This window comes from Cellulophaga sp. HaHaR_3_176 (assembly GCF_019021925.1).
Classification (GTDB): Bacteria; Bacteroidota; Bacteroidia; order Flavobacteriales; family Flavobacteriaceae; genus Cellulophaga.
Genome location: NZ_CP058990.1, coordinates 994,161 through 1,014,327, shown reverse-complemented (window position 1 = coordinate 1,014,327; position 20,167 = coordinate 994,161). Strand labels below are relative to the sequence as shown.

17 protein-coding genes are annotated in these 20,167 nt (G+C 30.9%); 12 read left to right on the top strand and 5 right to left on the bottom strand.

Annotated elements, in window-relative coordinates; genetic code table 11:
• Nucleotides 1-14: 14 nt before the first annotated feature.
• The 3 genes from H0I23_RS04290 to H0I23_RS04280 all read left to right on the top strand — a co-directional run bounded on the left by H0I23_RS04290 (nt 15) and on the right by H0I23_RS04280 (nt 2,921).
• Entirely contained in the window at nt 15-1,934 is a 1,920-nt protein-coding gene (locus tag H0I23_RS04290; RefSeq protein WP_216785228.1) for a DUF294 nucleotidyltransferase-like domain-containing protein, read from the top strand.
• Complete coding sequence (locus H0I23_RS04285; RefSeq protein ID WP_216785227.1) at nt 1,934-2,593, top strand: PolC-type DNA polymerase III; 660 nt, start codon at nt 1,934-1,936, stop codon at nt 2,591-2,593. Before H0I23_RS04290 ends, H0I23_RS04285 begins: the two co-directional genes overlap by 1 nt.
• 169 nt (nt 2,594-2,762) lie before the next feature.
• Nucleotides 2,763-2,921 (top strand): hypothetical protein, encoded by a 159-nt coding sequence (locus tag H0I23_RS04280; RefSeq protein WP_216785226.1) that lies wholly within the window; start codon nt 2,763-2,765, stop codon nt 2,919-2,921.
• A gap of 15 nt (nt 2,922-2,936) precedes the next feature.
• Here the strand turns inward: H0I23_RS04280 and H0I23_RS04275 are convergent, their stop codons facing one another.
• Both H0I23_RS04275 and H0I23_RS04270 read right to left on the bottom strand, forming a co-directional pair.
• On the bottom strand, nt 2,937-3,887 hold the full coding sequence (locus tag H0I23_RS04275; RefSeq protein WP_216785225.1) for a phosphoribosylaminoimidazolesuccinocarboxamide synthase: 951 nt from the start codon (nt 3,885-3,887) through the stop codon (nt 2,937-2,939).
• A gap of 16 nt (nt 3,888-3,903) precedes the next feature.
• The gene (locus H0I23_RS04270) at nt 3,904-4,857 is read right to left on the bottom strand and encodes a PhoH family protein (RefSeq protein ID WP_216785224.1); all 954 of its coding nucleotides are present in this window, start codon (nt 4,855-4,857) and stop codon (nt 3,904-3,906) included.
• A 127-nt stretch (nt 4,858-4,984) separates the two neighbouring features.
• On the opposite strand from H0I23_RS04270, the gene H0I23_RS04265 reads away from it, so the two are divergent.
• Together H0I23_RS04265 and dnaN are read left to right on the top strand one after the other, a co-directional pair.
• Nucleotides 4,985-5,815 carry an S-adenosyl-l-methionine hydroxide adenosyltransferase family protein gene (locus tag H0I23_RS04265; RefSeq protein WP_216785223.1) on the top strand — a complete coding sequence of 277 codons (831 nt, stop codon included), beginning with the start codon at nt 4,985-4,987 and terminating at the stop codon, nt 5,813-5,815.
• Between the two features lie 304 nt (nt 5,816-6,119).
• Nucleotides 6,120-7,238 carry a DNA polymerase III subunit beta gene (dnaN, locus tag H0I23_RS04260; RefSeq protein ID WP_216785222.1) on the top strand — a complete coding sequence of 373 codons (1,119 nt, stop codon included), beginning with the start codon at nt 6,120-6,122 and terminating at the stop codon, nt 7,236-7,238.
• A 78-nt stretch (nt 7,239-7,316) separates the two neighbouring features.
• Here dnaN and H0I23_RS04255 read toward each other — a convergent pair whose 3' ends face one another.
• Nucleotides 7,317-7,655, bottom strand: coding sequence for a DUF4870 domain-containing protein (locus H0I23_RS04255; RefSeq protein WP_216785221.1), 339 nt, complete (start codon nt 7,653-7,655; stop codon nt 7,317-7,319).
• A gap of 70 nt (nt 7,656-7,725) precedes the next feature.
• Complete coding sequence (locus tag H0I23_RS04250; protein ID WP_216785220.1) at nt 7,726-8,145, bottom strand: hypothetical protein; 420 nt, start codon at nt 8,143-8,145, stop codon at nt 7,726-7,728.
• A gap of 129 nt (nt 8,146-8,274) precedes the next feature.
• On the opposite strand from H0I23_RS04250, the gene mnmE reads away from it, so the two are divergent.
• Nucleotides 8,275-9,687, top strand: coding sequence for a tRNA uridine-5-carboxymethylaminomethyl(34) synthesis GTPase MnmE (gene mnmE / locus H0I23_RS04245; protein WP_216785219.1), 1,413 nt, complete (start codon nt 8,275-8,277; stop codon nt 9,685-9,687).
• Between the two features lie 390 nt (nt 9,688-10,077).
• Here the strand turns inward: mnmE and H0I23_RS04240 are convergent, their stop codons facing one another.
• On the bottom strand, nt 10,078-12,378 hold the full coding sequence (locus H0I23_RS04240) for a DNA topoisomerase 3 (protein ID WP_216786024.1): 2,301 nt from the start codon (nt 12,376-12,378) through the stop codon (nt 10,078-10,080).
• Between the two features lie 339 nt (nt 12,379-12,717).
• On the opposite strand from H0I23_RS04240, the gene H0I23_RS04235 reads away from it, so the two are divergent.
• The 6 genes from H0I23_RS04235 to H0I23_RS04210 all read left to right on the top strand — a co-directional run bounded on the left by H0I23_RS04235 (nt 12,718) and on the right by H0I23_RS04210 (nt 19,991).
• A complete protein-coding gene (locus tag H0I23_RS04235; RefSeq protein ID WP_216785218.1) occupies nt 12,718-13,749 on the top strand; it encodes an ATP-binding protein in 1,032 nt (343 codons plus the stop codon).
• Between the two features lie 193 nt (nt 13,750-13,942).
• On the top strand, nt 13,943-15,847 hold the full coding sequence (locus H0I23_RS04230) for a DUF262 domain-containing protein (RefSeq protein ID WP_216785217.1): 1,905 nt from the start codon (nt 13,943-13,945) through the stop codon (nt 15,845-15,847).
• Between the two features lie 199 nt (nt 15,848-16,046).
• Nucleotides 16,047-16,967, top strand: coding sequence for a hypothetical protein (locus tag H0I23_RS04225; RefSeq protein ID WP_216785216.1), 921 nt, complete (start codon nt 16,047-16,049; stop codon nt 16,965-16,967).
• A gap of 259 nt (nt 16,968-17,226) precedes the next feature.
• Nucleotides 17,227-18,036 carry a GIY-YIG nuclease family protein gene (locus tag H0I23_RS04220; protein WP_216785215.1) on the top strand — a complete coding sequence of 270 codons (810 nt, stop codon included), beginning with the start codon at nt 17,227-17,229 and terminating at the stop codon, nt 18,034-18,036.
• A gap of 23 nt (nt 18,037-18,059) precedes the next feature.
• Nucleotides 18,060-18,584 carry a RusA family crossover junction endodeoxyribonuclease gene (locus H0I23_RS04215; protein ID WP_216785214.1) on the top strand — a complete coding sequence of 175 codons (525 nt, stop codon included), beginning with the start codon at nt 18,060-18,062 and terminating at the stop codon, nt 18,582-18,584.
• A 228-nt stretch (nt 18,585-18,812) separates the two neighbouring features.
• Nucleotides 18,813-19,991, top strand: coding sequence for an aspartyl protease family protein (locus tag H0I23_RS04210; RefSeq protein ID WP_216785213.1), 1,179 nt, complete (start codon nt 18,813-18,815; stop codon nt 19,989-19,991).
• Nucleotides 19,992-20,167 lie beyond the last annotated feature (176 nt).

Here is a 20,167-nt window from a genome sequence, read left to right as displayed (position 1 = left end):
AACTGTTTTCATAAATGAAAAATACAATATCACAAAGAGTAGCTGATTTTCTTAAAAACTTCCCTCCTTTTAATGGGTTAGAAATTTCTGACATACAAGTAATTTCAGAACAAGTATCCATATTATACAAAGAAAAAGACAGTGTTATTTTTTCTGAGAAAGAAGCTGGCCACGAGTATTTTTATGTAGTACATAAAGGAGCAGTGTCATTAGAAAGAAAAGCAACAAACTCTATTGTTGATATTTGTGATGAAGGAGATATTTTTGGATTAAGACCTTTATTAGCTAATGAAAATTATGAATTAGAAGCTAAAGCACACGAAGAGAGTATTTTGTATGCAATTCCTATTTCAATTTTTAAACCATTAGCATTAGCTAATGAAGTTGTTGGTAATTTCTTAATCGAAAGCTTTGCTTCCAACACAAGAAACCCTTATTCAAAAAATCACAGAGGTAAGTTATTTACAGAAAACACTATTGAATCTGAAAAAGACGCTACAGATATTGAATTGAGTGATTTACAACCCGTTAAATTTTCAAAAAAAATTATTAGTTGTACACCTGAAACAACAGTAAAAGCTGCTGCTGAAATAATGACTAAAAAGAAAATTGGGGCGATTTTAGTTGTTGAAAATCATTTACCTGTAGGCATTATTACTGATAAGGATTTACGTAATAAAATAGTTACAGGGCAGTTCCTTATTACCGCTGCTGCAAGCGATGTTATGACTACCCCAGTAATTACATATCCTAAAACATTAACCATTACCCAAGCTCAAATGGCTATGATGAAAAGTAACATCAGTCATTTATGTTTAACAGAAGATGGAACTGTAAATACTAAAACCATAGGTATACTATCTAAACACGATGTAATGGTTGCTTTAGGCAACAACCCTGCCGTGTTGATTAAAGCTATTAAAAGAGCTAAAAAAGTAAAACATTTACGACCTATTAGAAATAGTATTATTGAATTATTGAAAGGATATTTAAAAGAAAATATTCCGATGACGCTTATTTCTAAAATAATTTCAGAACTTAATGATGCCTGTTTAAAACAAGTAATTCATTTATCGTTAGATAAAATGAAAACATCACCACCAGTAAAGTTTGCTTGGTTAAGTTTAGGCAGCCAAGGGCGTAGTGAGCAAATGTTACATACAGACCAAGATAATGCTCTTATTTTTGAAGACGTACCAGACGAATTACTTTCTAAAACAAACGATTACTTTTTATCATTTTCAAAAAAAGTTACTAAAGGCTTAAATGATATTGGTTATGAATATTGCCCAGCAGAAATGATGGCTTCTAACCCAAAATGGTGCTTAAGTTTTAGTGAATGGAAAAAAACAACATCGCATTGGATCATAAACCCTGGTAATGATGAAGTATTACTTTCTTCAATATTTTTCGATTACAACCTTATTTATGGAGAAAACGCTTTAGTAAACGCATTATCTGAACACATTTTTTATACAGTAAAAAAATACCCTATCTTTTTTATTCACCTTGCAAAAGGTGCTCTTCAAAACCCATCACCCACAGGTTTTTTTAGAAAATTTTTAGTAGAACAGGATGGTGCTCATAAAGACTCTTTTGATGTTAAAAACAGAGCTTTAAGACCTTTAATAGCTGCTGCACGAGTATTATTATTATCGCATTATATAAAATCAATACACAATACTGCAGAGCGTTTTGAAAAATTAGCAGAACTAGAGCCTAATAATAAAGAAATATATTTAGCTTGTTCTTATGCCTCAAAAGCTTTATTAAAATTTAGAACAAGGCAAGGCTTACTTAATAATGACTCTGGAAGATTTATAAATTTAAATACATTATCCAAAGAAGAAAAAATTAAGCTTAAACGTACTTTTAAAACTATTAAAGAAATACAAGAATTAGTTACTATTCGGTTTCAACTAAAATCAATGTAATGTTAGAATTTTTTAAAAAGAAATCAATTGATAACCCTGAGTATTGGAAAGCTTACGAAGCTACTTTTACTAAAGAGTTACCAAAAAATATAAATGATATTACATTTATTGTTTTAGATACTGAAACTACAGGCTTTAATTACGCTACAGATCGTATGCTTTGCATAGGAGCTGTAAAGCTTATAAATAATAGTATTTCCTTAAAAGATGGTTTTGAAGTTTATATTGAGCAAGAAGTTTATGGCAAAGAATCTGCTAAAATACATGGTATTTTAAAAAATGAAGTAATACCCCGTTTATCCGAACTAGAAGCTTTAAAACAATTTTTAAGTTATATAGAAAACGCTGTTATTATAGCTCATCATACTTTTTTTGATTTAACGATGATTAATACAGCTCTGCTTAGACATGGCTTGCCTAGATTAAAAAATATAAATTTAGATACATCTGATCTTTATAAAAAAACCTTAATTAAAACCAATCTGCTAACTAAAAAGGAAAATTATTCGCTTGATGATCTCGCTGATAAATTTAATATTTCAAAAAAAGATAGGCATACCGCAATGGGTGATGCCTATATAACTGCTATACTTTTCTTGAAAATTGTTTCTAAACTTAAGGATAAGAAAGAGGTTACCTTAAAGTATTTACTGAGATAATATCATAATTTTAAGAATAAAACATTGCCGAAAAGTAAAAATCAACATGGCTTCTATATTATTCTGTAATTTTTTAACACTTTATCCGTTAAAATGTTAAAATAACACGATAAGATGCAGGTTAACTAAATTATTTTACTATATTTATTTCAACCAAAATCTATTAATCATGACAACTAAACAAAAACTAAAGAGTATATTACTTTTAATCGGTTTTATTTTATCTGCTATTTTATACAGTAGTAATGTAGAAGAAAACGATACTAAAAACGTAGCTAGTGCTACAAATGCAACTAGCACTGGTTATATCATAAATCTAAATCATTAAAATTAGACTAACGTACTATCTTGTTAAGTAAGATAATACGTTTGTTTCAATCCTCGATTGAATATTTGTAATATCCGCTTTCACAAATTTTTCTCCTGTAATATTTTCATACAACTCAATATATCTTTCTGATACAGAAATAATATATTCGTCTGTCATTTCTGGTACAACTTGGCCTTCTAAGCCTTGAAAGTTATTAGAAATTAACCACTGACGTACAAACTCTTTTGATAACTGTTTTTGCGCTTCTTCTTTATTTTGACGCTCTTGATAACCATCTGCATAAAAATAGCGAGAAGAGTCTGGTGTATGTATTTCATCAATTAATACAATCTTACCATCTTTCGTTTTTCCAAACTCATATTTTGTATCTACTAAAATCAAACCTCTTTTAGCAGCTATATCTGTACCTCTTTCAAATAGAGCTTTCGTGTAGTTTTCTAATACAATATAATCTTCTTCAGATACAATACCTTTTTTTAAAATATCCTCTCTAGAAATATCCTCATCATGGTCTCCCATTTCTGCTTTCGTAGCTGGAGTTATGATCGGGTTTGGAAATTTATCGTTTTCATGCATACCTTCTGGCATTGCAACACCACATAAAACTCTTTTACCTAATTTATATTCACGAGCAGCGTGGCCAGACATATAACCACGTATAACCATCTCTACTTTAAAAGGCTCGCAAGCATGGCCAATTGCAACATTAGGATCAGGAGTCGCAAGTAACCAATTAGGAACAATATCTTCCGTTTCTGCCATCATTTTTGTAGCAATTTGGTTTAAGATTTGTCCTTTATAAGGTATTCCTTTAGGCATAACAACATCAAAAGCCGAAAGCCTATCTGTAGCAACCATTACCATTAAATCATTTTCAAGACTATAAACTTCTCTTACTTTTCCTTTATATAAATTTACTTGTTTTGGAAAACTAAAGTTTGTATCAATAATCGTATTACTCATTATGTGCTTCTTAAATTTAATTCTGATGTTCTATTCCTTTGTAAGCTTCAATTACCTTTTTAACTAATTTATGACGGATTACATCTTTATCATCTAAATAAATAATAGATATTCCCTCTACATTCTGTAGTACTAATAATGCTTCTTTTAATCCTGAAATGGTCCTTCTTGGTAAATCTATCTGACCAGGATCACCTGTTATTAAAAACTGAGCATGTTTCCCCATTCTTGTTAAAAACATTTTCATTTGTGCATGAGTTGTATTTTGACCTTCATCTAAAATTACAAATGCATTATCTAACGTTCTACCTCTCATAAATGCTAATGGAGCAATTTGTATTGTTCCATTTTCAATATAAAGTGACAATTTTTCTGGAGAAATCATATCTCTCAATGCATCATACAAAGGTTGCATATAAGGATCTAATTTTTCTTTTAAATCGCCTGGTAAGAAACCTAAATTCTCCCCTGCCTCTACTGCTGGTCGAGTTAATATAATTTTCTTTACTCTTTTTTCTTTCAGAGCCTTTACTGCCAATGCTACGCCCGTATATGTTTTTCCCGTTCCTGCTGGGCCAATTGCAAACACCATATCGTTATTACGCATAGCATCAACCAATTTACGTTGGTTTACTGTTTGTGCTTTTATTAAGCGTCCACCAACACCATGTATCAGAACATCGCCACTACTTTCTGAAGATGATATATCGTCTTTACTGCTACTCATCAGTAAACGCTCTATACTATTTTCATCTAGCTTATTATATTTCAAATAATGCGCTGTTAGCATTTTAAAACGTAGGTTAAACTCTTCTAAAAGTTCATCATCACCATAGGCTTTAATCTTGCTTCCTCTTGCTACAATTTTTAACTTTGGAAAATATTTCTTCAGTAAATCTATATTTTCATTTTGCTGTCCAAAAAAATCTCGTGGACTAATTTCCGTAAGTTCGATTATAAGTTCTTTCAAAGAATATAGATTTTAATTAATGTCTTATAAATATTAATTTTAGTTGCCTTAAATTTTGTGTAATTTTGTTTAACAAACTTAAGTAAAAATCAGTTTGATAAAGTAAAAAACATATCAACAGTCCTATATGGCAATTATTACATTAACTACTGATTTTGGATATAAAGACCATTTTGTTGGTGCTATAAAGGGAACTATTTATAAAGAATTAGCCGACGCTAAAATTGTTGATATTTCTAATGATATAAATCCTTTTAATATTCCAGAATGTGCATATATATTAAAAAACTCCTATAAAAGCTTCCCTGAAGGCACTATACATATTGTAGGTGTAGACTCTGAGCCTACACCCGAAAACCAGCATATTGCAGTGCTTGTAGATGGGCACTATTTTATTTCAGCAAACAATGGTGTTATATCTTTAATAACTTCTGAAGTTACCCCAGAAAAAGTTGTAGAAATTAATATTCCAAACCCTGATTATGGATCTTTTCCTGTATTAGATGTATTTGTAAAAGTTGCTTGCCATATTGCACGAGGTGGAACTTTAGAGGTTGTTGGTAAAACTTTTGACGGTCTTAAAGATATTCGTGAATTTGCACCTAGAATAATAGATAATGGAGATGGAATTGTTGGAAGCGTTATTTACATAGATAATTTCGGAAATGTAATTACCAATATTCAAAAACATATTTTTGAAGCCTACAGAAAAGGAAGAAGCTTTGTTTTAAATGCCCGAAATAAGAAAATTGATAAAATACATAACAAATACAGTGATATTATTAATTTTAATTTAGAAAAGAATAACCGAAAAGGTCCTGGTGACTTATTAGCATTATTTAATTCGTCAGAATATATTGAATTGGCAATTTACAAGAGTGATTTAAATACAGTTGGTGGTGCCTCTACCCTATTAGGGTTAGATTACAGAGATACAATTACTATCGATTTTATTTAAAAAACCTTAAATTTAGAGTACTTATAAACATCGTATTCTAAAAGTTAAAAAAAAATCTGTTTTTCATAACATGAAATTAAAATCTTTTTTACTGATTAACAGTAGGTTTACGCAATTTTTTAGCTCAATTTACAGTGCTATTTTTAGTGGTTTTTAAAGACAATAAGTGTTAATAAGTTTGTTTCATTAAAAACAACATTTAAAATATCTTTGTTTTTTCAGTGAAGACTGTAATTTGATGCTTTTTTAAATTACAATACTTTAATAGAATACAAGATTTAAGAGAAAATAAAACACATATAAAATGAAATTTATAGTATCTAGTACGTATTTACTTAAACAATTACAGGTTTTAGGTGGCGTGATTAACAACAGTAACACATTACCTATTCTAGATAATTTTCTGTTTGATTTAAAACAAAATCAATTAACAGTTTCTGCATCAGATTTAGAAACGACTATGAGTTCTGTTTTAAATGTAGATTCTGATAATGAAGGTTTAATTGCTGTTCCTGCAAAATTATTATTAGATATTCTTAAAACGTTTCCTGAACAACCATTAACTTTTGTTGTTGAGGATAACAATACCGTAGAAATAAGCTCTAACCATGGTAAATATGCTTTAGCATATGCTGATGGTGCTGAGTTTCCTAAAGCAATTGAGCTTTCGAACCCTAGTTCTACTACTATTATTGGAGATATTTTAGCAACAGCAATTAACAAAACAATTTTTGCTGCTGGTAATGATGATTTAAGACCTGTAATGAGTGGTATCTTTTTTCAATTTTCACCAGAAAATTTAACTTTCGTTGCTACTGATGCTCATAAATTGGTAAAATACCAAAGAACAGATATTACAGCTACTCAAGTAGCTGAGTTTATCATGCCTAAAAAGCCTTTAAATCTTTTAAAAGGAATTTTAGGAGGTAGCGAATCTGATGTTACTATTGAATATAATGAGAGTAATGCTAAATTTAGCTTCGAGAACACAGAACTTATCTGTCGTTTAATTGATGGTAAATACCCTAACTACGAAGCCGTTATACCGAAAGAAAATCCGAATGTACTTTCTATTTCTAGAAATCAATTATTGAGTTCTGTACGTAGAGTTTCAATTTTCTCAAATAAAACAACACACCAAATACGCTTAAAAATAGCTGGTGCAGAACTTAATATTTCTGCAGAAGATATCGATTACAGTAATAAAGCAGAAGAACGTTTAACATGTTCTTACCAAGGTGATGATATGCAAATAGGTTTTAACTCAAGATTTTTAGTTGAAATGTTGGCAAACTTAACTTCTGATGACGTTTCTTTAGAAATGAGTTTACCAAACAGAGCAGGTATATTAACACCTGTTGATGGTTTAGATGAAGGAGAATTAGTAACTATGCTTGTAATGCCAGTTATGCTTAATAGTTAAATTACCAACAAACTTTATAAGAAAAGCCCAACTAATTAATTTAGTTGGGCTTTTTGCTTTTATAAAAGTAACAATGTCTTATAAAAATTTGATACTCATTGGGTAATAAGGTTTTTCACCATTACTAACCCTAACAGCATTTACTATCGGAAAAATAAATGTTAAAATAGCTATCGCTAAAAAGCCTAACAAACCTAACCCGAATAAAAGAACTAAAGGAATGCTAATAACTAAATACAAGAACATACTGATTCTAAAGTTCATTATTGCCTTCCCGTTTTCGTCCATATCTATAACAGAATCTTTTTGGGTAAGCCATATAATTAATGGCACTATAAAACCTCCAAAGCCTGTAATAATATCTAATAATTGACTCAAATGAGTAATAACTAATAATTGTCTGTTTTCTTTTTGCATGATTTTCGTTTTTATTGATTGATGTACTTATAGGACGATAATCAAACAAAAATGTTACAACAACATATAATTATAATTTTCTTTCTAATTTTTTAAGCTTATCTGTATCTTTTAAAATTGATAATTTTTCTTTAGATATTTTACTTCCAATTTTTAATTCATCTTCAGGAGACAATTTGCCTTTTCTTTTTCCTACTTCTAATTTTTCTTGATAAGAAGATATTTTTCTTTCACTTTTCTTGATATCCTTTTTCTTTGAAGCAATTGCATCTTTTAGCTTATTGACTTTAGCTTCTTCTTTTTCTGCTTTCTTCTCTGCCTTTTCTTCTTTTTTTCTTGCTTTTTCAGCTGCTTCAATTCTTTTTAAAGCTTCTTCATCATTAACAACATTTGACAAAACAATAGTAGTATCCTTAACCACATTAGTCTCTTGACTATAAGTAACTAATACTGTTAAAAATGCAAAAACAACGAATATATTTTTTCTCATAATTAAATTTTAAGTGTGCGAATATATAAAATAGTACAATTGAAAAAATAAATATTTAATAAATATAGAGTTCAAAGTTTATCCCATTACTTCTGCTGTTTTTTATACTTTTGCAATTAAATTATTTCTATGATTTCAAATGAATCTATTGTAGCATTAGCAACACCTTCAGGAGCTGGAGCAATTGCTGTAATACGAATTTCAGGGGAAAATGCTATTACCATTGCTAGCAAACATTTTGTATCTAAAAGAGGTAAAAAACTTGAAGAACAAAAGAGCCATACTATATTATTAGGTCATATCGTTGATGGTAACAGAACTTTAGACGAAGTTTTAATTTCTATTTTTAAAGGTCCAAACTCTTATACTGGCGAAAATGTTGTTGAAATATCGTGCCATGGATCTACATATATACAACAAGAAATAATACAATTATTTTTAAGAAACGGCTGTAAAACTGCTGATGCAGGAGAATTTACTTTACGCGCTTTTTTAAATGGTAAGATTGATTTGAGTCAGGCTGAAGCTGTAGCTGATGTTATTGCTTCTGATAATGCTGCTAGTCATCAAATTGCAATACAACAAATGCGTGGTGGTTTCAGTAATGAAATAAAAGAATTACGAGCAGAATTAATGAATTTTGCTTCTTTAATAGAATTGGAACTTGATTTTTCAGAAGAAGACGTAGAGTTTGCCAATAGAGATCAATTCCAAGATCTTATCAATAGAATTACCTTAGTTTTAAAACGATTGATTGATTCTTTTGCGGTTGGTAATGTTATCAAAAACGGAATTCCTGTAGCTATTGTTGGCGAACCAAATGTGGGAAAATCTACCTTATTAAACTCATTATTAAATGAAGATCGTGCAATAGTTTCAGACATTGCGGGTACAACTCGTGATACTATTGAAGATGAAATAGCTATAGAAGGTATCGGGTTTCGTTTTATTGATACCGCTGGTATTCGTGAAACACAAGATGTTGTTGAAGGTATCGGAATCAAAAAAACCTTTGAAAAAATTAAACAAGCACAAGTTGTTTTGTATTTGGTTGATGGTTCTCTTTTAAATGAGAATAATGCACTTATCAATTTAAAGATTGAAATAGAAAAAATAAAAAATCAGTTTCCTTTAAAATCAATTCTTTTATTAATTAATAAGTCTGATAAAATTTCAAAAGACACCTCTAGTCTTATCCAAAGTGAATTGGTATCCTTATCCGAAAAGTTAAAAACAATTTTCCTTTCTGCGAAAACAGGTGAAGGTGTTGAAGATTTAAAAAAAGAATTGTTAGGTTTAATAAATACAGGAGCGCTGAGAAACAACGAAACGATTGTGACTAACTCTAGACATTACAATTCACTTTTAAAAGCTTTAGAAGAGATTCAAAAGGTACAATACGGAATGGATTCTGGTTTTTCTGGAGATTTATTAGCTATTGATATTCGTCAAGCATTATACCATTTTGGTGAAATAACCGGTGAGATATCAAGTGATGACCTTCTAGGTAATATTTTTGCCAACTTCTGTATTGGAAAGTAACCACCAGAAAACGAATAACTCTTTTTTTTTTAATTAATACCTATATGTTTCTTATGTATTAATTCACACCTTAGCTATACCTCGATATGTTAGAGGTTTTACTATATATTATAATTGTTTTAACAGAGAAACTATACAAAGAGTTTGTTCTACACAAAATAGCTTATTGGCTGTGCAATTAGATGCCGTGAATGATAAATATCAAGAGCTTCAAGCAGTAATTAAATAGTACCGCTCATTTGGTGGCGGCTGGTTAAATTAAAGGCTACTAAAAATATCTCATATATAGGCGAAGTTAAGTTTCCCTACTAAAAAAAGGCTCCTGAGAAATCAAGAGCCTTTTTAAATATCTAACGTCAAGGAATAAACTACTCTATAAAACTTAAGCAATTAGTTTTCTCTAAATATTTTAAAGACCAAATCTTTGGTTAGTGGCTGCCCTTTAGCTTTTTTTCTGATGTCATCAAAACTAAATCTGAAATCGCAACCTGCTTTATATTCACTGCAACCATAAGCGGTCTTCCCTTTTAAAATGTTGCCTTTGTTGCATTTCGGGCAGGTATTATCTTCAGGAGTACTTTTTACTGCTACTTTACCCTTTTTACGTTCTAATTTGAGCTTATAATTCTCATCAAACCTAAGCAAGCCCTCAACAGAAGCATCATTAATTTTAAAGCCTTTTAAATTTACTGTTGATCCTTTTTGAAATAGCCTAATAAACTGTTTTTCTGAAATAGTTTTACCTTCAAATTTAAAGGGCATTACAAAATCGCAGGTCTTATTAAACTCCGAACAACCATAAGCTGATTTTCCTTTACGGATCGTTCCTTTTTTACATTTAGGACAAGCCTCGGAGGTTAACCCTTCCGGTTTCTTTACCGCCTTTTTCTTAGCGGCTGTTGCCGGTTTATTATTCACTGCCGAAATATTCGCCTTTTTAGTTTCACTTCGCACTTCGTAAACCAAATGATCTACCATTCGCTTCATCTGCTTGATAAAACTACCTGCACTAAAAGTCCCTTTTTCTATATCTTTTAACTGCTTCTCCCATTTACCTGTGAGCTCGGCAGATTTTAGCATTTCGTTTTGGATGGTATCTATTAACTGAATACCGGTAACGGTTGGGAGTACCTGTTTTTTATTTCGTTTTATATATTTTCTTCTAAATAAGGTTTCAATAATATTGGCACGGGTAGAAGGGCGGCCGATACCATTTTCTTTCATCAACTCCCGAAGTTCATCATCATCTACCTGCTTCCCTGCCGTTTCCATAGCACGCAATAAGGTAGCTTCCGTAAATTGATTTGGTGGCTTGGTTTCTTTCTCCAAAAAAGAAGGTTCATGCGGGCCTTTTTCTCCCTTTACAAAAGTAGGTAATAGGCCTTTCTCCGTAGTGTTTTTTGCCTCCGGGTTTTCAAAAACAACGCGCCATCCTTTTTCTAAAATTTCTTTTCCAGTCGCTTTAAACATTACTTTTTCTGCCTTCCCAAGTACCGTCGTATTAGAGACTTTACAATCTGGATAAAAAACGGCTATAAACCGGCGTACAATAATATCATAAACCTGTTGCTGGGCGTATTGTAAGTTTATTTGTTGGCCTGTTGGTATAATAGCATGGTGATCTGTAACCTTACTATCATCAAAAACCTTTTTAGTTTTCTTTAATTTCTTGCCATCAAGCGGTTGCGTTAGAGCAGCATACTTCGTTAGTTTTTTAAGAATTCCTGGTATTTTAGGGAATACATCATTGGGCAAAAATGTGGTATCTACTCTTGGATAGGTTACTACTTTTTGCTCGTATAGTTTCTGAACAATCTTTAAAGTTTCATCGGCACTAAAACCGAACTTCGTGTTGCAATATACCTGCAAGCCTGTTAAATCAAATAGCTTGGGTGCATATTCATTACCTGCTTTTTTTGTAGTAGAAACAATTTCAAAATCGTGCTCTTTTACAATATTTGCAAGCTTTTCCCCATCTTCCACTTTAAGAAAACGCCCTTCTTCATAACTAAATAACGTTTCCCGATACAACGTTTGTAATTCCCAATACGGTTGTGGCTTAAAATTTTCTATTTCTTTAAACCGGTTAACCAACATAGCTAGTGTGGGTGTTTGCACACGACCAACGGATAGCATTTGTTTGTAACCACCATGTTTTAATGTGTATAATCGGGTGGCATTCATGCCTAAAAGCCAATCTCCTATAGCTCTAGAAAATCCTGCATAATATAAGTTATCATATTGGGCAGAAGGTTGTAGTTTTTCAAACCCTTCTTTTATAGCCTCGGTGGTTAAAGAAGAAATCCATAAACGCTGCACTTCTCCTTTATACCCGGCTTGGTCTATCACCCAACGTTGTATCAGCTCTCCCTCCTGCCCGGCATCTCCACAGTTGATGACCAAGCTAGCGGTATCAAATAATTTTTTTACAATCTTGAATTGTTTTTGGATGCCCGAATTGGCTACAACTTTGGTTTTAAACTTCTCCGGAAGCATGGGCAGGTTATTCAGGTCCCAACTTTTCCAATGCGGCTTGTAATCATTTGGTTCAAATAAGGTGCACAAATGGCCAAAAGTATAAGTTACCGCATAGCCGTTGCCTTCATAATAGCCATCGCATTTTTTGTTTGCTCCTACTACGGTAGCAATTTCACGGGCAACACTGGGTTTTTCGGCAATACATACTTTCATGACAGCCGCAAAAATAGTTAAAATACCTTGATCATAAAATGCTAATAGCACACGTAAATAAAGTTAACCTTACCCTATGTTTAAAATTGTTACTGTTTCTCCCCTTTACCGTAACGCCTCTATATTTTAAAACATTTTTTACCACTGTGGTTTTCCACACGGTTTTAAATAGTATTATTTTCTATATTAGCAACGCAATAGTTTACCCACTCATTTTATATCGTTTATAACATTTGCGGTAAATAATAGTAGCTAAATTAAGAAACCGTATAATTACGGTTATTTAAAATAATAAAATATAACAGTACATGTACGGTTAGCCGTACGTTGTAGCACATTATGACAAACTACGCAGAAAAATATTTCGGAAAGGATTTAGAAGAACTAGAATACGCAGATATTTCTAATTTCTTCATAGAATCTAAAGAAGAATCTGATAAGATTGAATTCAAAGCTTTTCATCCTGATTATGGGAATTTCAATCAAAATCTTGATGGAGTAATACGAGGAATTTGTGGGTTTCTTAATTCAAACGGAGGAATTTTAATTTGGGGAGCTCCATTAGGAAAAAAAGAAGATGGCAAAATCGTATTTGTTGGAGATTTAGCTCCTGTTAAGGAATTTAAAGAAAAAGATACTCTGATTAGTAAAATATCTGATTCAATAACTCCTTTACCTGTAAACATAAATGTGCAAATAATTGAAAATGACGGTTCATATTTATACATTTTTGAGATTCAACAAAGCAATTACAGTCCACATCAATTCAAAAACACATATTATGCAAGGCTAGATGGACAAACCAAACCTGCTCCACACTATTTAATTGATGCACTATTTAAAAAAGTAAACTATCCGAATATTGAGGGATTTATTAATCTTGACAGATATGGAAATGCTGGTAACGGAAATATGTTTTTAGATATATCAATTTTAATAATCAACTTTTCCGAACTTCAAAATGAACAAGATATTAGCTACCGAGTAATTTGTGGTCAAGCAGTTTTTGCTGGTAGTTTAAATGCCCGAACAGAAAGATTTTATTCAATGGAAGGACATCAATATACCAACAGAAATCATATTGATATACTGCATTTTGGAGGACCAGAAATGAATTCTCAAAGATTAATTTTCAATATGGAAACATTGGGAGACGAACATAACTATGAAATGGATATAGTTCTATTTTTTGGAGGAAAAAAATCACCATTAAAATTTTCAGAATATAAACTGAATTTTGGTGGTTCTATTTCTGCTAAAAATCCTGTTGGACTAATAAGTAATCTGGAAGAAAATGTTTTAGCTTCTGAAAAGCAAAAAGCACTAGGAACGACTAGAGAAAATTTATTAGAATCATTACTAAAAAGATAGAAAAACGTGCTACAACACCGTGTAAAAATAATTGCTTGTGACTTGCCTACTTGGAAATTCCTGCGGAATTTCCAATGGTTCGTTCCATTTTTATTAAGTTAGTTGCTTGCACACGCAACTATCCTTACACAAACACGTTATATGCCATTTAAGACCAACAACAGTACATCAATCAAAAAACAGTAAAAAACGAATGAATTTAGGAAAACCGCTATTAGAAGAATTACTAAATAAACAAATCCGATTTAAAATTCCAGTTTTCCAAAGACATTACGTTTGGAACGAACAAGACCAATGGATGCCTTTATGGGAGGATTTTATAAATAAGTTCAACGAACGACAGAACAAACAAAAAATTCATCCACATTATACAGGTTCAATTGTACTTTTTCACGAAAATACAACTACAAGTACATTATCAACTTATAACGTAATTGATGGACAACAACGATTAACGACATTTCAACTATTCATTGCATCTTTTAGAGAAGTTTGTCGCAAACATTTGGAAGATGAAAGTTTAATCAAGGAATTAAACAAATATCTTTTCAACGATAAATCTTTCGGAGATAAAGATTACGAAAACCAAAAATTTAAACTCGAACCGACAAAGTTCAATAAAGAAATTTTCAAATCAATCGTTGGGAATACTTACGAAAAAGTTGAAGAATTACATATTACGCCAGTTTTGAGCGAACACGGAATTGGACCTAAAAGTTATCGAAATGTTGCAAAAAGCAGACATAATATTTTAGGAGCTTATATTTTCTTCTATGACAAACTAAACGAGTATATCGAACAATCTGATATTGAAATTACAGAGTTAATAACAAACTTGCTTTTAGTCATAAAAAGAGATTTCCAATTTGTAGAAATTGGACTCACGCAAAATGACGACCCACAAATGATTTTTGAGACTATGAATGGTCGTGGAGCTTCTTTAAGTGAAACAGACCTTATCAGAAATTATATTTTTATGCGAGCAAATAGCAATGAAGAAAATCTCGATGAAATATATGATGAATATTGGGACGAATTTGACGACCCAAATGCAGAATATAGATGGCACGATAGAACAAGTCGTGGTAGATATTCAGAAACTCGTTTACAATTCTACGTTATTGACTATTTGACTTTAAAATTGCAAACAGAAATTCGATATGACCAGGTATTTTATTATTACAAGTTATTTACGCTAAACAAAGCAAATTTTAAAGATATTGAGGGAGAATTAAAGGAACTAAATAGATATAGTCAAATCTTTAAAAAACTTACAAATCCAAAAGGCAATTCTCGTTTTGAAAAATTGGCAGAGCGTTTAAGAGATATGGACATTTCAACATTGTTTCCTCTTCTACTCTACGTTGAAGGAGATTCAGAGATTACTCAAGTTAATAAAGATGCTATTTATACAATTCTCGATTCATATTTAACAAGAAGATTTTTATGTGGTTTAACAACCAAGAACTATAACAACGTCTTTTTGGAATACCTCAAATTCCTAAATGAACATAAAGATGCTGAATCGTTCAAAACACATTTACAATCAAAAACTTCGGACGGTAATTTATGGCCTTCAGACAATATGCTATTAGAAAAATTAATAGAAAGACCATTGTATCGAGAAGAAAAAAACAAAACAAAAACTATATCAAATATTCTTTTAGAAGTTGAGCAGTCTAAAAGAGGTAGCAAACAAGAACAGGTCAATTTTTTAAATACAGGTTTACACATTGAGCATATTCTACCTCAAACTTGGTTTGAACATTGGCCATTAGACGGACAACTAATTTCAGCGGAAGATTTTGAACTTTCGCCATACGCAGTTAGAACAGAGGACGACAAAGAAGGTAAATTTCACCGAATTGAGGGAAGAAATAAAATGTTGCATTCGATTGGAAATCTGACAATATTAACTTCATCGTTAAATCCAGCAGTAAGTAATTCTTCATTTTCGGTTAAGAAAAGAGAAATTGGAAGTCAATCAACGTTAATAATCAATCAATATTTACAAGACAAACCTGAATGGAATGAAGAACAGATTGCGGAAAGAAGTAAATCATTATATCAATCAATATCGAAAATATGGACGTATTAAAAACGGCATATAACAACGTATATAGCTCATAGCTAATTAGTTGCCTAATCAAAGTTAAGACATATTTGCAAGTCCACCAAATTTTTTAATTTGGCTTATTGATAAAAGAAGATAATAAGAAAATTAAAAAATTCGGCTCGTGCTTAACCGAAAAGAAATCGCTAATTAACACGCTACGAGCCATATACAAAACCGTTGTATGCCATTAAAAAAAACTGTAATGTTTAAATTATTTAGGAAAAAGAGAGAGATAGTAAAACACGAATATTTTGGCGGATTTGACTTACCTATTTCTGATATCGATGGGTTTTTGAACACTCAAGGAATAGAAGAGAATAATGTACCGAGATTGTCTGATTATATAGTTTTGTCATATGACGACAAAGACTTATTAGCCGATATCAATCAATATTCTAATAAAAAAATAAATGATGAATGGAGAAATAATAGGTCAAAAGATATAGAAAGTCTAATAGATAAAGTAAAGTATAAAGACAATCCAAAAAACATAATTATTGACCTAATTAAATATAAGAAAGGTTTACATCAGATAGGTGGAATCAAGCCAGATAATTTTAAATTACAGAAGACTAAAAACATTGGAAATTTTCAGTATTTGGGATATATCAATAACGAAGACGAAAAATTAAGTTGGTTAAATATTAAATTACACCTTACCTGCCCTATTTTTTTAAACTTTAAACAGTTGTTTCTAGATTATTCCAATCCACTATCACCTCAAGTTATAAACATTGATGAATTAAATAGTTGTGAGACAAGTTATGATTTTCTAGATTATGAATTTCAAATACATTACAAAGAGTATAAGTGCCGATATGAAGGAGCATTTGATTACGGATATGGAATCGCTCATAGTGGAATACCAAATTGGATTCAAAACCCCATGTATCCAAGATGTCCGAAAACCAATAAAATAATGAAATTTGTTTGTCAGATTAAAAGTACTAGCGGAATAATGGTTGATAATACAAATGTTTCAATTAAAGATAAATTTATGAAGAGTTACTTTAAAAAGTTAAACTTCTGGGGTGACGGAGATTTATTTGTCTTTTTTGAACCTACATCAAAAACCGCTTGTTATTTCATTCAGAAAACATAAAATAACAGCATACAACACTATATATAGCAAATTGGGCGATTAATGTTTAACCGAAAGGTTCTTCTCTATTTGCAAAGTCGCCAAATCTTTTGATTTGGTATTAAATGAGAAAAATTAAAACAAAATAAAAAGATTTGGCTTGTGGCTAAACCGAAAGTAATCGCTTATTTACTACCCAAAATGCCATATATTTAACGTTCTACGCAATTTGAAAAAACACCTGAGCATAAAAGAAAGAACATCGAATTTGAAAAAATAAATGCTAAATATCCAAGAATTAATATCATTACGAACTGACATTTTCGATAATAGAAAAGTAAAATTAGTTAGACATCAAGATAGCCGAATAGAATATCGAGATGTAATTAAAGACAGAAAACAACTAATTGAATATCAGAAAGAACAAGGAACAAACGTCTTCGGAAAAACCGAATATCTCGTTTCTTTTATTGGACAAGAAAGTACAAAATCATTATTATTTGGCTTTTTTAAAGTTGGTAATGTTGAACAGCGTGAAAACGGAAAATTTTATTACGACCTCGAAGAAATAAATGTTTGTCCTGAATTAATTGACAGAGTGATAATTGATTGGGGAAATGCGACAAGAGCTTGGCATCAAGATTATAGGAATTACACAAAAGAAGTTTTGGAAATTTTGCCAAAAGGCTATCTTGGAGAATTCCCAGGATTGACCAACTTTATTTTAGATTATAACGAACTGAAACGATTATTTGAAAATCCAGACGCAAATCGTGATTGGAAAAATCATTTGTCATCTGTAAACGGAATTTATATGATTCTTGACAAATCAACGGGAAATCAATATATAGGCTCTGCTTGCGGAAAATTCGGGATTTGGCAAAGGTGGAATGATTATGCTAAAACAAAACACGGAGGAAATCAACTTCTGATTGACTTGTATTTAACAGATAACGAATATCAACGAAATTTTCAGTTCACTATTTTACAAACGCTTCCGAGTAATTTGACAAGTAAAGAAGTGACAAATATCGAAAGTTTGTATAAAAAGAAATTCGGAACAAGGTTTCACGGGTTAAATAAAAATTAATCTAAAATTGAATTGATTAAGAGATGTCAGAAAAATTTGTAACATTCTATAAAAATCCTAAAATAGAAATTCTTTTTGGCTTTTATGGTGGTAAGCCAGTACCGACTAAGCAAGATAAATTCAAACCTTTGCAAGCATTTGAACTGGACGATGATGGAAATGAAACAGAAATAAAAAATCTTTATGAACGGAAAGACGACAAAAATTCTATCCAAGAAATGAAAGATTTAGTTTCAGAATATTCAAGAGAAGCTTTTAAAGAGAAAGGAATAATTAAAATGCCTGCATTAGTCGAAGTTGTTTTATCCTTTTCGGTTAAAGAGAAACGTTTTAAAGAAGTTGATATTGACAATTTATCAAAAACAGTTTTAGATGGATTAACAGGAGTTGCATTTGAAGATGATTCTCAAGTTTCAAGTTTAATTGTAAATAAGCACATTCACGATATGAAAATTGACGCTTTATTTATTGGAGTTACAGAATTGAATGAAGAAAACAAAGGGTTTAGTAATGACATCAAACTATTCGGAGAAAAAGAATGGGAATAAAAACTGCGTAGAACAAGGTATAAAAAACATAGGGCGTTTGTTCTTGCCGAAAGGTCTGTGAATATTAACAAAGCCCGCTAAATATAAAATTTGACATTTATAATAGAAAAGATAAAAGCAAAATTTTTATATTTAGCTAAGTAATAAACCGAAACGAAAGTGCTTACCACCTGCCCTACGTTTCTTATACTGAACGTTGGAAATAATTTAAAAGAAACAAAAAAACCTATGAAAAAATTATGTACTTATCTAGTATTAATTTTTGTATCATCTAGTTTTATTACAAAAAAAGAGCTTATTGAAAATCAATATATCAAAGAGATTCCATTCAATTTTGATTATGGGGTTCCAATAATTAAAGCTACAATTAATAATAAAGAATATAACTTTCTATTTGACACTGGAATGCCAACTGTACTCTCAGAAAGCATATCTAATGACCTTAACTTGAAAAGCATTCGCTCTATAATGGGAATGGATATTAATGGTAACACAAAACAAGAAAGTCACGTAATAGTTAATGAAATTAGTATTGGAGAGATTGGTTTTAAACAAATTGAAGCCCTTTCAACTGATTTAAGTACTGGTTTTGAAATTGGTTGTTTGAATCTGGATGGCGTAATTGGAAATAATTTAATCAAAAATGCCATTTGGGAAATAGATTATGAAAATAAAGTAATTCGCTTAACTGATAATATTGATAATTTTAAAATTCCCGAAAACGCTGCTATTATCAAGTTCAAAACAAATAAAAAAAAGGGATACTATTCGCCTAGCATAGATGTTACAGTAAATAAGAAGAAAAGAAAAGGTGTAAAGTTTGATACTGGTTCTAATGGTGGAATTAAATTACCATTGAATTTTTATTCAAGTGTTCTTGATGACAATAAAAGTGTTGAATATTATGGTAAGGCGTCTGCTGCAATTTATGGCAAAGGTGAAAATAAAAACTATGTAGATTCAAAGGTAAACTCCATTGAAATTGGCGGCTTACATCTTCAAAATAAGATTGTCACTTTTAATGAAAATTCTCCAACAGTTGGCAACCAATTCCTTAAAAATTTTAAGATTATCATAAGTTATGATGAGAATAAGATATATATGATAACGCAAAAAGAATCCATCAGTACAATATTGGAAAATTTTGGTTTTCAAACTAGTGTGAATGGTCAAAAAGCAATTATAGCAATCATCTATAAAAATTCTAATGCTGAAAAAAAAGGACTTCAGTTAGGCGATGAAATAGTAACAGTAAATGATTTTAATTTTCGAGAATTAATATCGAAAGATGCTTGTGATTTTTTTTTAAACAATCCAATTAAGGAAATGGACTTAATCAATATTAATTATTCAAGAAATGGAGATGTACAATCTTTGCAACTAGAAAAGGAAACTTTGATTGATTAAAAACTATTGCCAACAAATTATAAAAAACATAGGGCATTTGTGCTTAACCAAAAGGTCTGTGAATACTATCAAAGTCCGATAAATATAAAATTTGGCATCTAAGAGAAAAAATAAAAGCAAAATATTTATATTTTGCTAGGCAATAAACCGAAACGAAAGTGCTTATCTCCTGCCCT

Coding starts and splice junctions, on each gene's coding strand:
- H0I23_RS04290 (WP_216785228.1), top strand. CDS start 15: ATGAAAAATACAATATCACAAAGAGTAGCTGATTTTCTTAAAAACTTC.
- H0I23_RS04285 (WP_216785227.1), top strand. CDS start 1,934: ATGTTAGAATTTTTTAAAAAGAAATCAATTGATAACCCTGAGTATTGG.
- H0I23_RS04280 (WP_216785226.1), top strand. CDS start 2,763: ATGACAACTAAACAAAAACTAAAGAGTATATTACTTTTAATCGGTTTT.
- H0I23_RS04275 (WP_216785225.1), bottom strand. CDS start 3,887: ATGAGTAATACGATTATTGATACAAACTTTAGTTTTCCAAAACAAGTA.
- H0I23_RS04265 (WP_216785223.1), top strand. CDS start 4,985: ATGGCAATTATTACATTAACTACTGATTTTGGATATAAAGACCATTTT.
- dnaN (WP_216785222.1), top strand. CDS start 6,120: ATGAAATTTATAGTATCTAGTACGTATTTACTTAAACAATTACAGGTT.
- H0I23_RS04255 (WP_216785221.1), bottom strand. CDS start 7,655: ATGCAAAAAGAAAACAGACAATTATTAGTTATTACTCATTTGAGTCAA.
- H0I23_RS04250 (WP_216785220.1), bottom strand. CDS start 8,145: ATGAGAAAAAATATATTCGTTGTTTTTGCATTTTTAACAGTATTAGTT.
- mnmE (WP_216785219.1), top strand. CDS start 8,275: ATGATTTCAAATGAATCTATTGTAGCATTAGCAACACCTTCAGGAGCT.
- H0I23_RS04240 (WP_216786024.1), bottom strand. CDS start 12,378: ATGAAAGTATGTATTGCCGAAAAACCCAGTGTTGCCCGTGAAATTGCT.
- H0I23_RS04235 (WP_216785218.1), top strand. CDS start 12,718: ATGACAAACTACGCAGAAAAATATTTCGGAAAGGATTTAGAAGAACTA.
- H0I23_RS04230 (WP_216785217.1), top strand. CDS start 13,943: ATGAATTTAGGAAAACCGCTATTAGAAGAATTACTAAATAAACAAATC.
- H0I23_RS04225 (WP_216785216.1), top strand. CDS start 16,047: ATGCCATTAAAAAAAACTGTAATGTTTAAATTATTTAGGAAAAAGAGA.
- H0I23_RS04220 (WP_216785215.1), top strand. CDS start 17,227: ATGCTAAATATCCAAGAATTAATATCATTACGAACTGACATTTTCGAT.
- H0I23_RS04215 (WP_216785214.1), top strand. CDS start 18,060: ATGTCAGAAAAATTTGTAACATTCTATAAAAATCCTAAAATAGAAATT.
- H0I23_RS04210 (WP_216785213.1), top strand. CDS start 18,813: ATGAAAAAATTATGTACTTATCTAGTATTAATTTTTGTATCATCTAGT.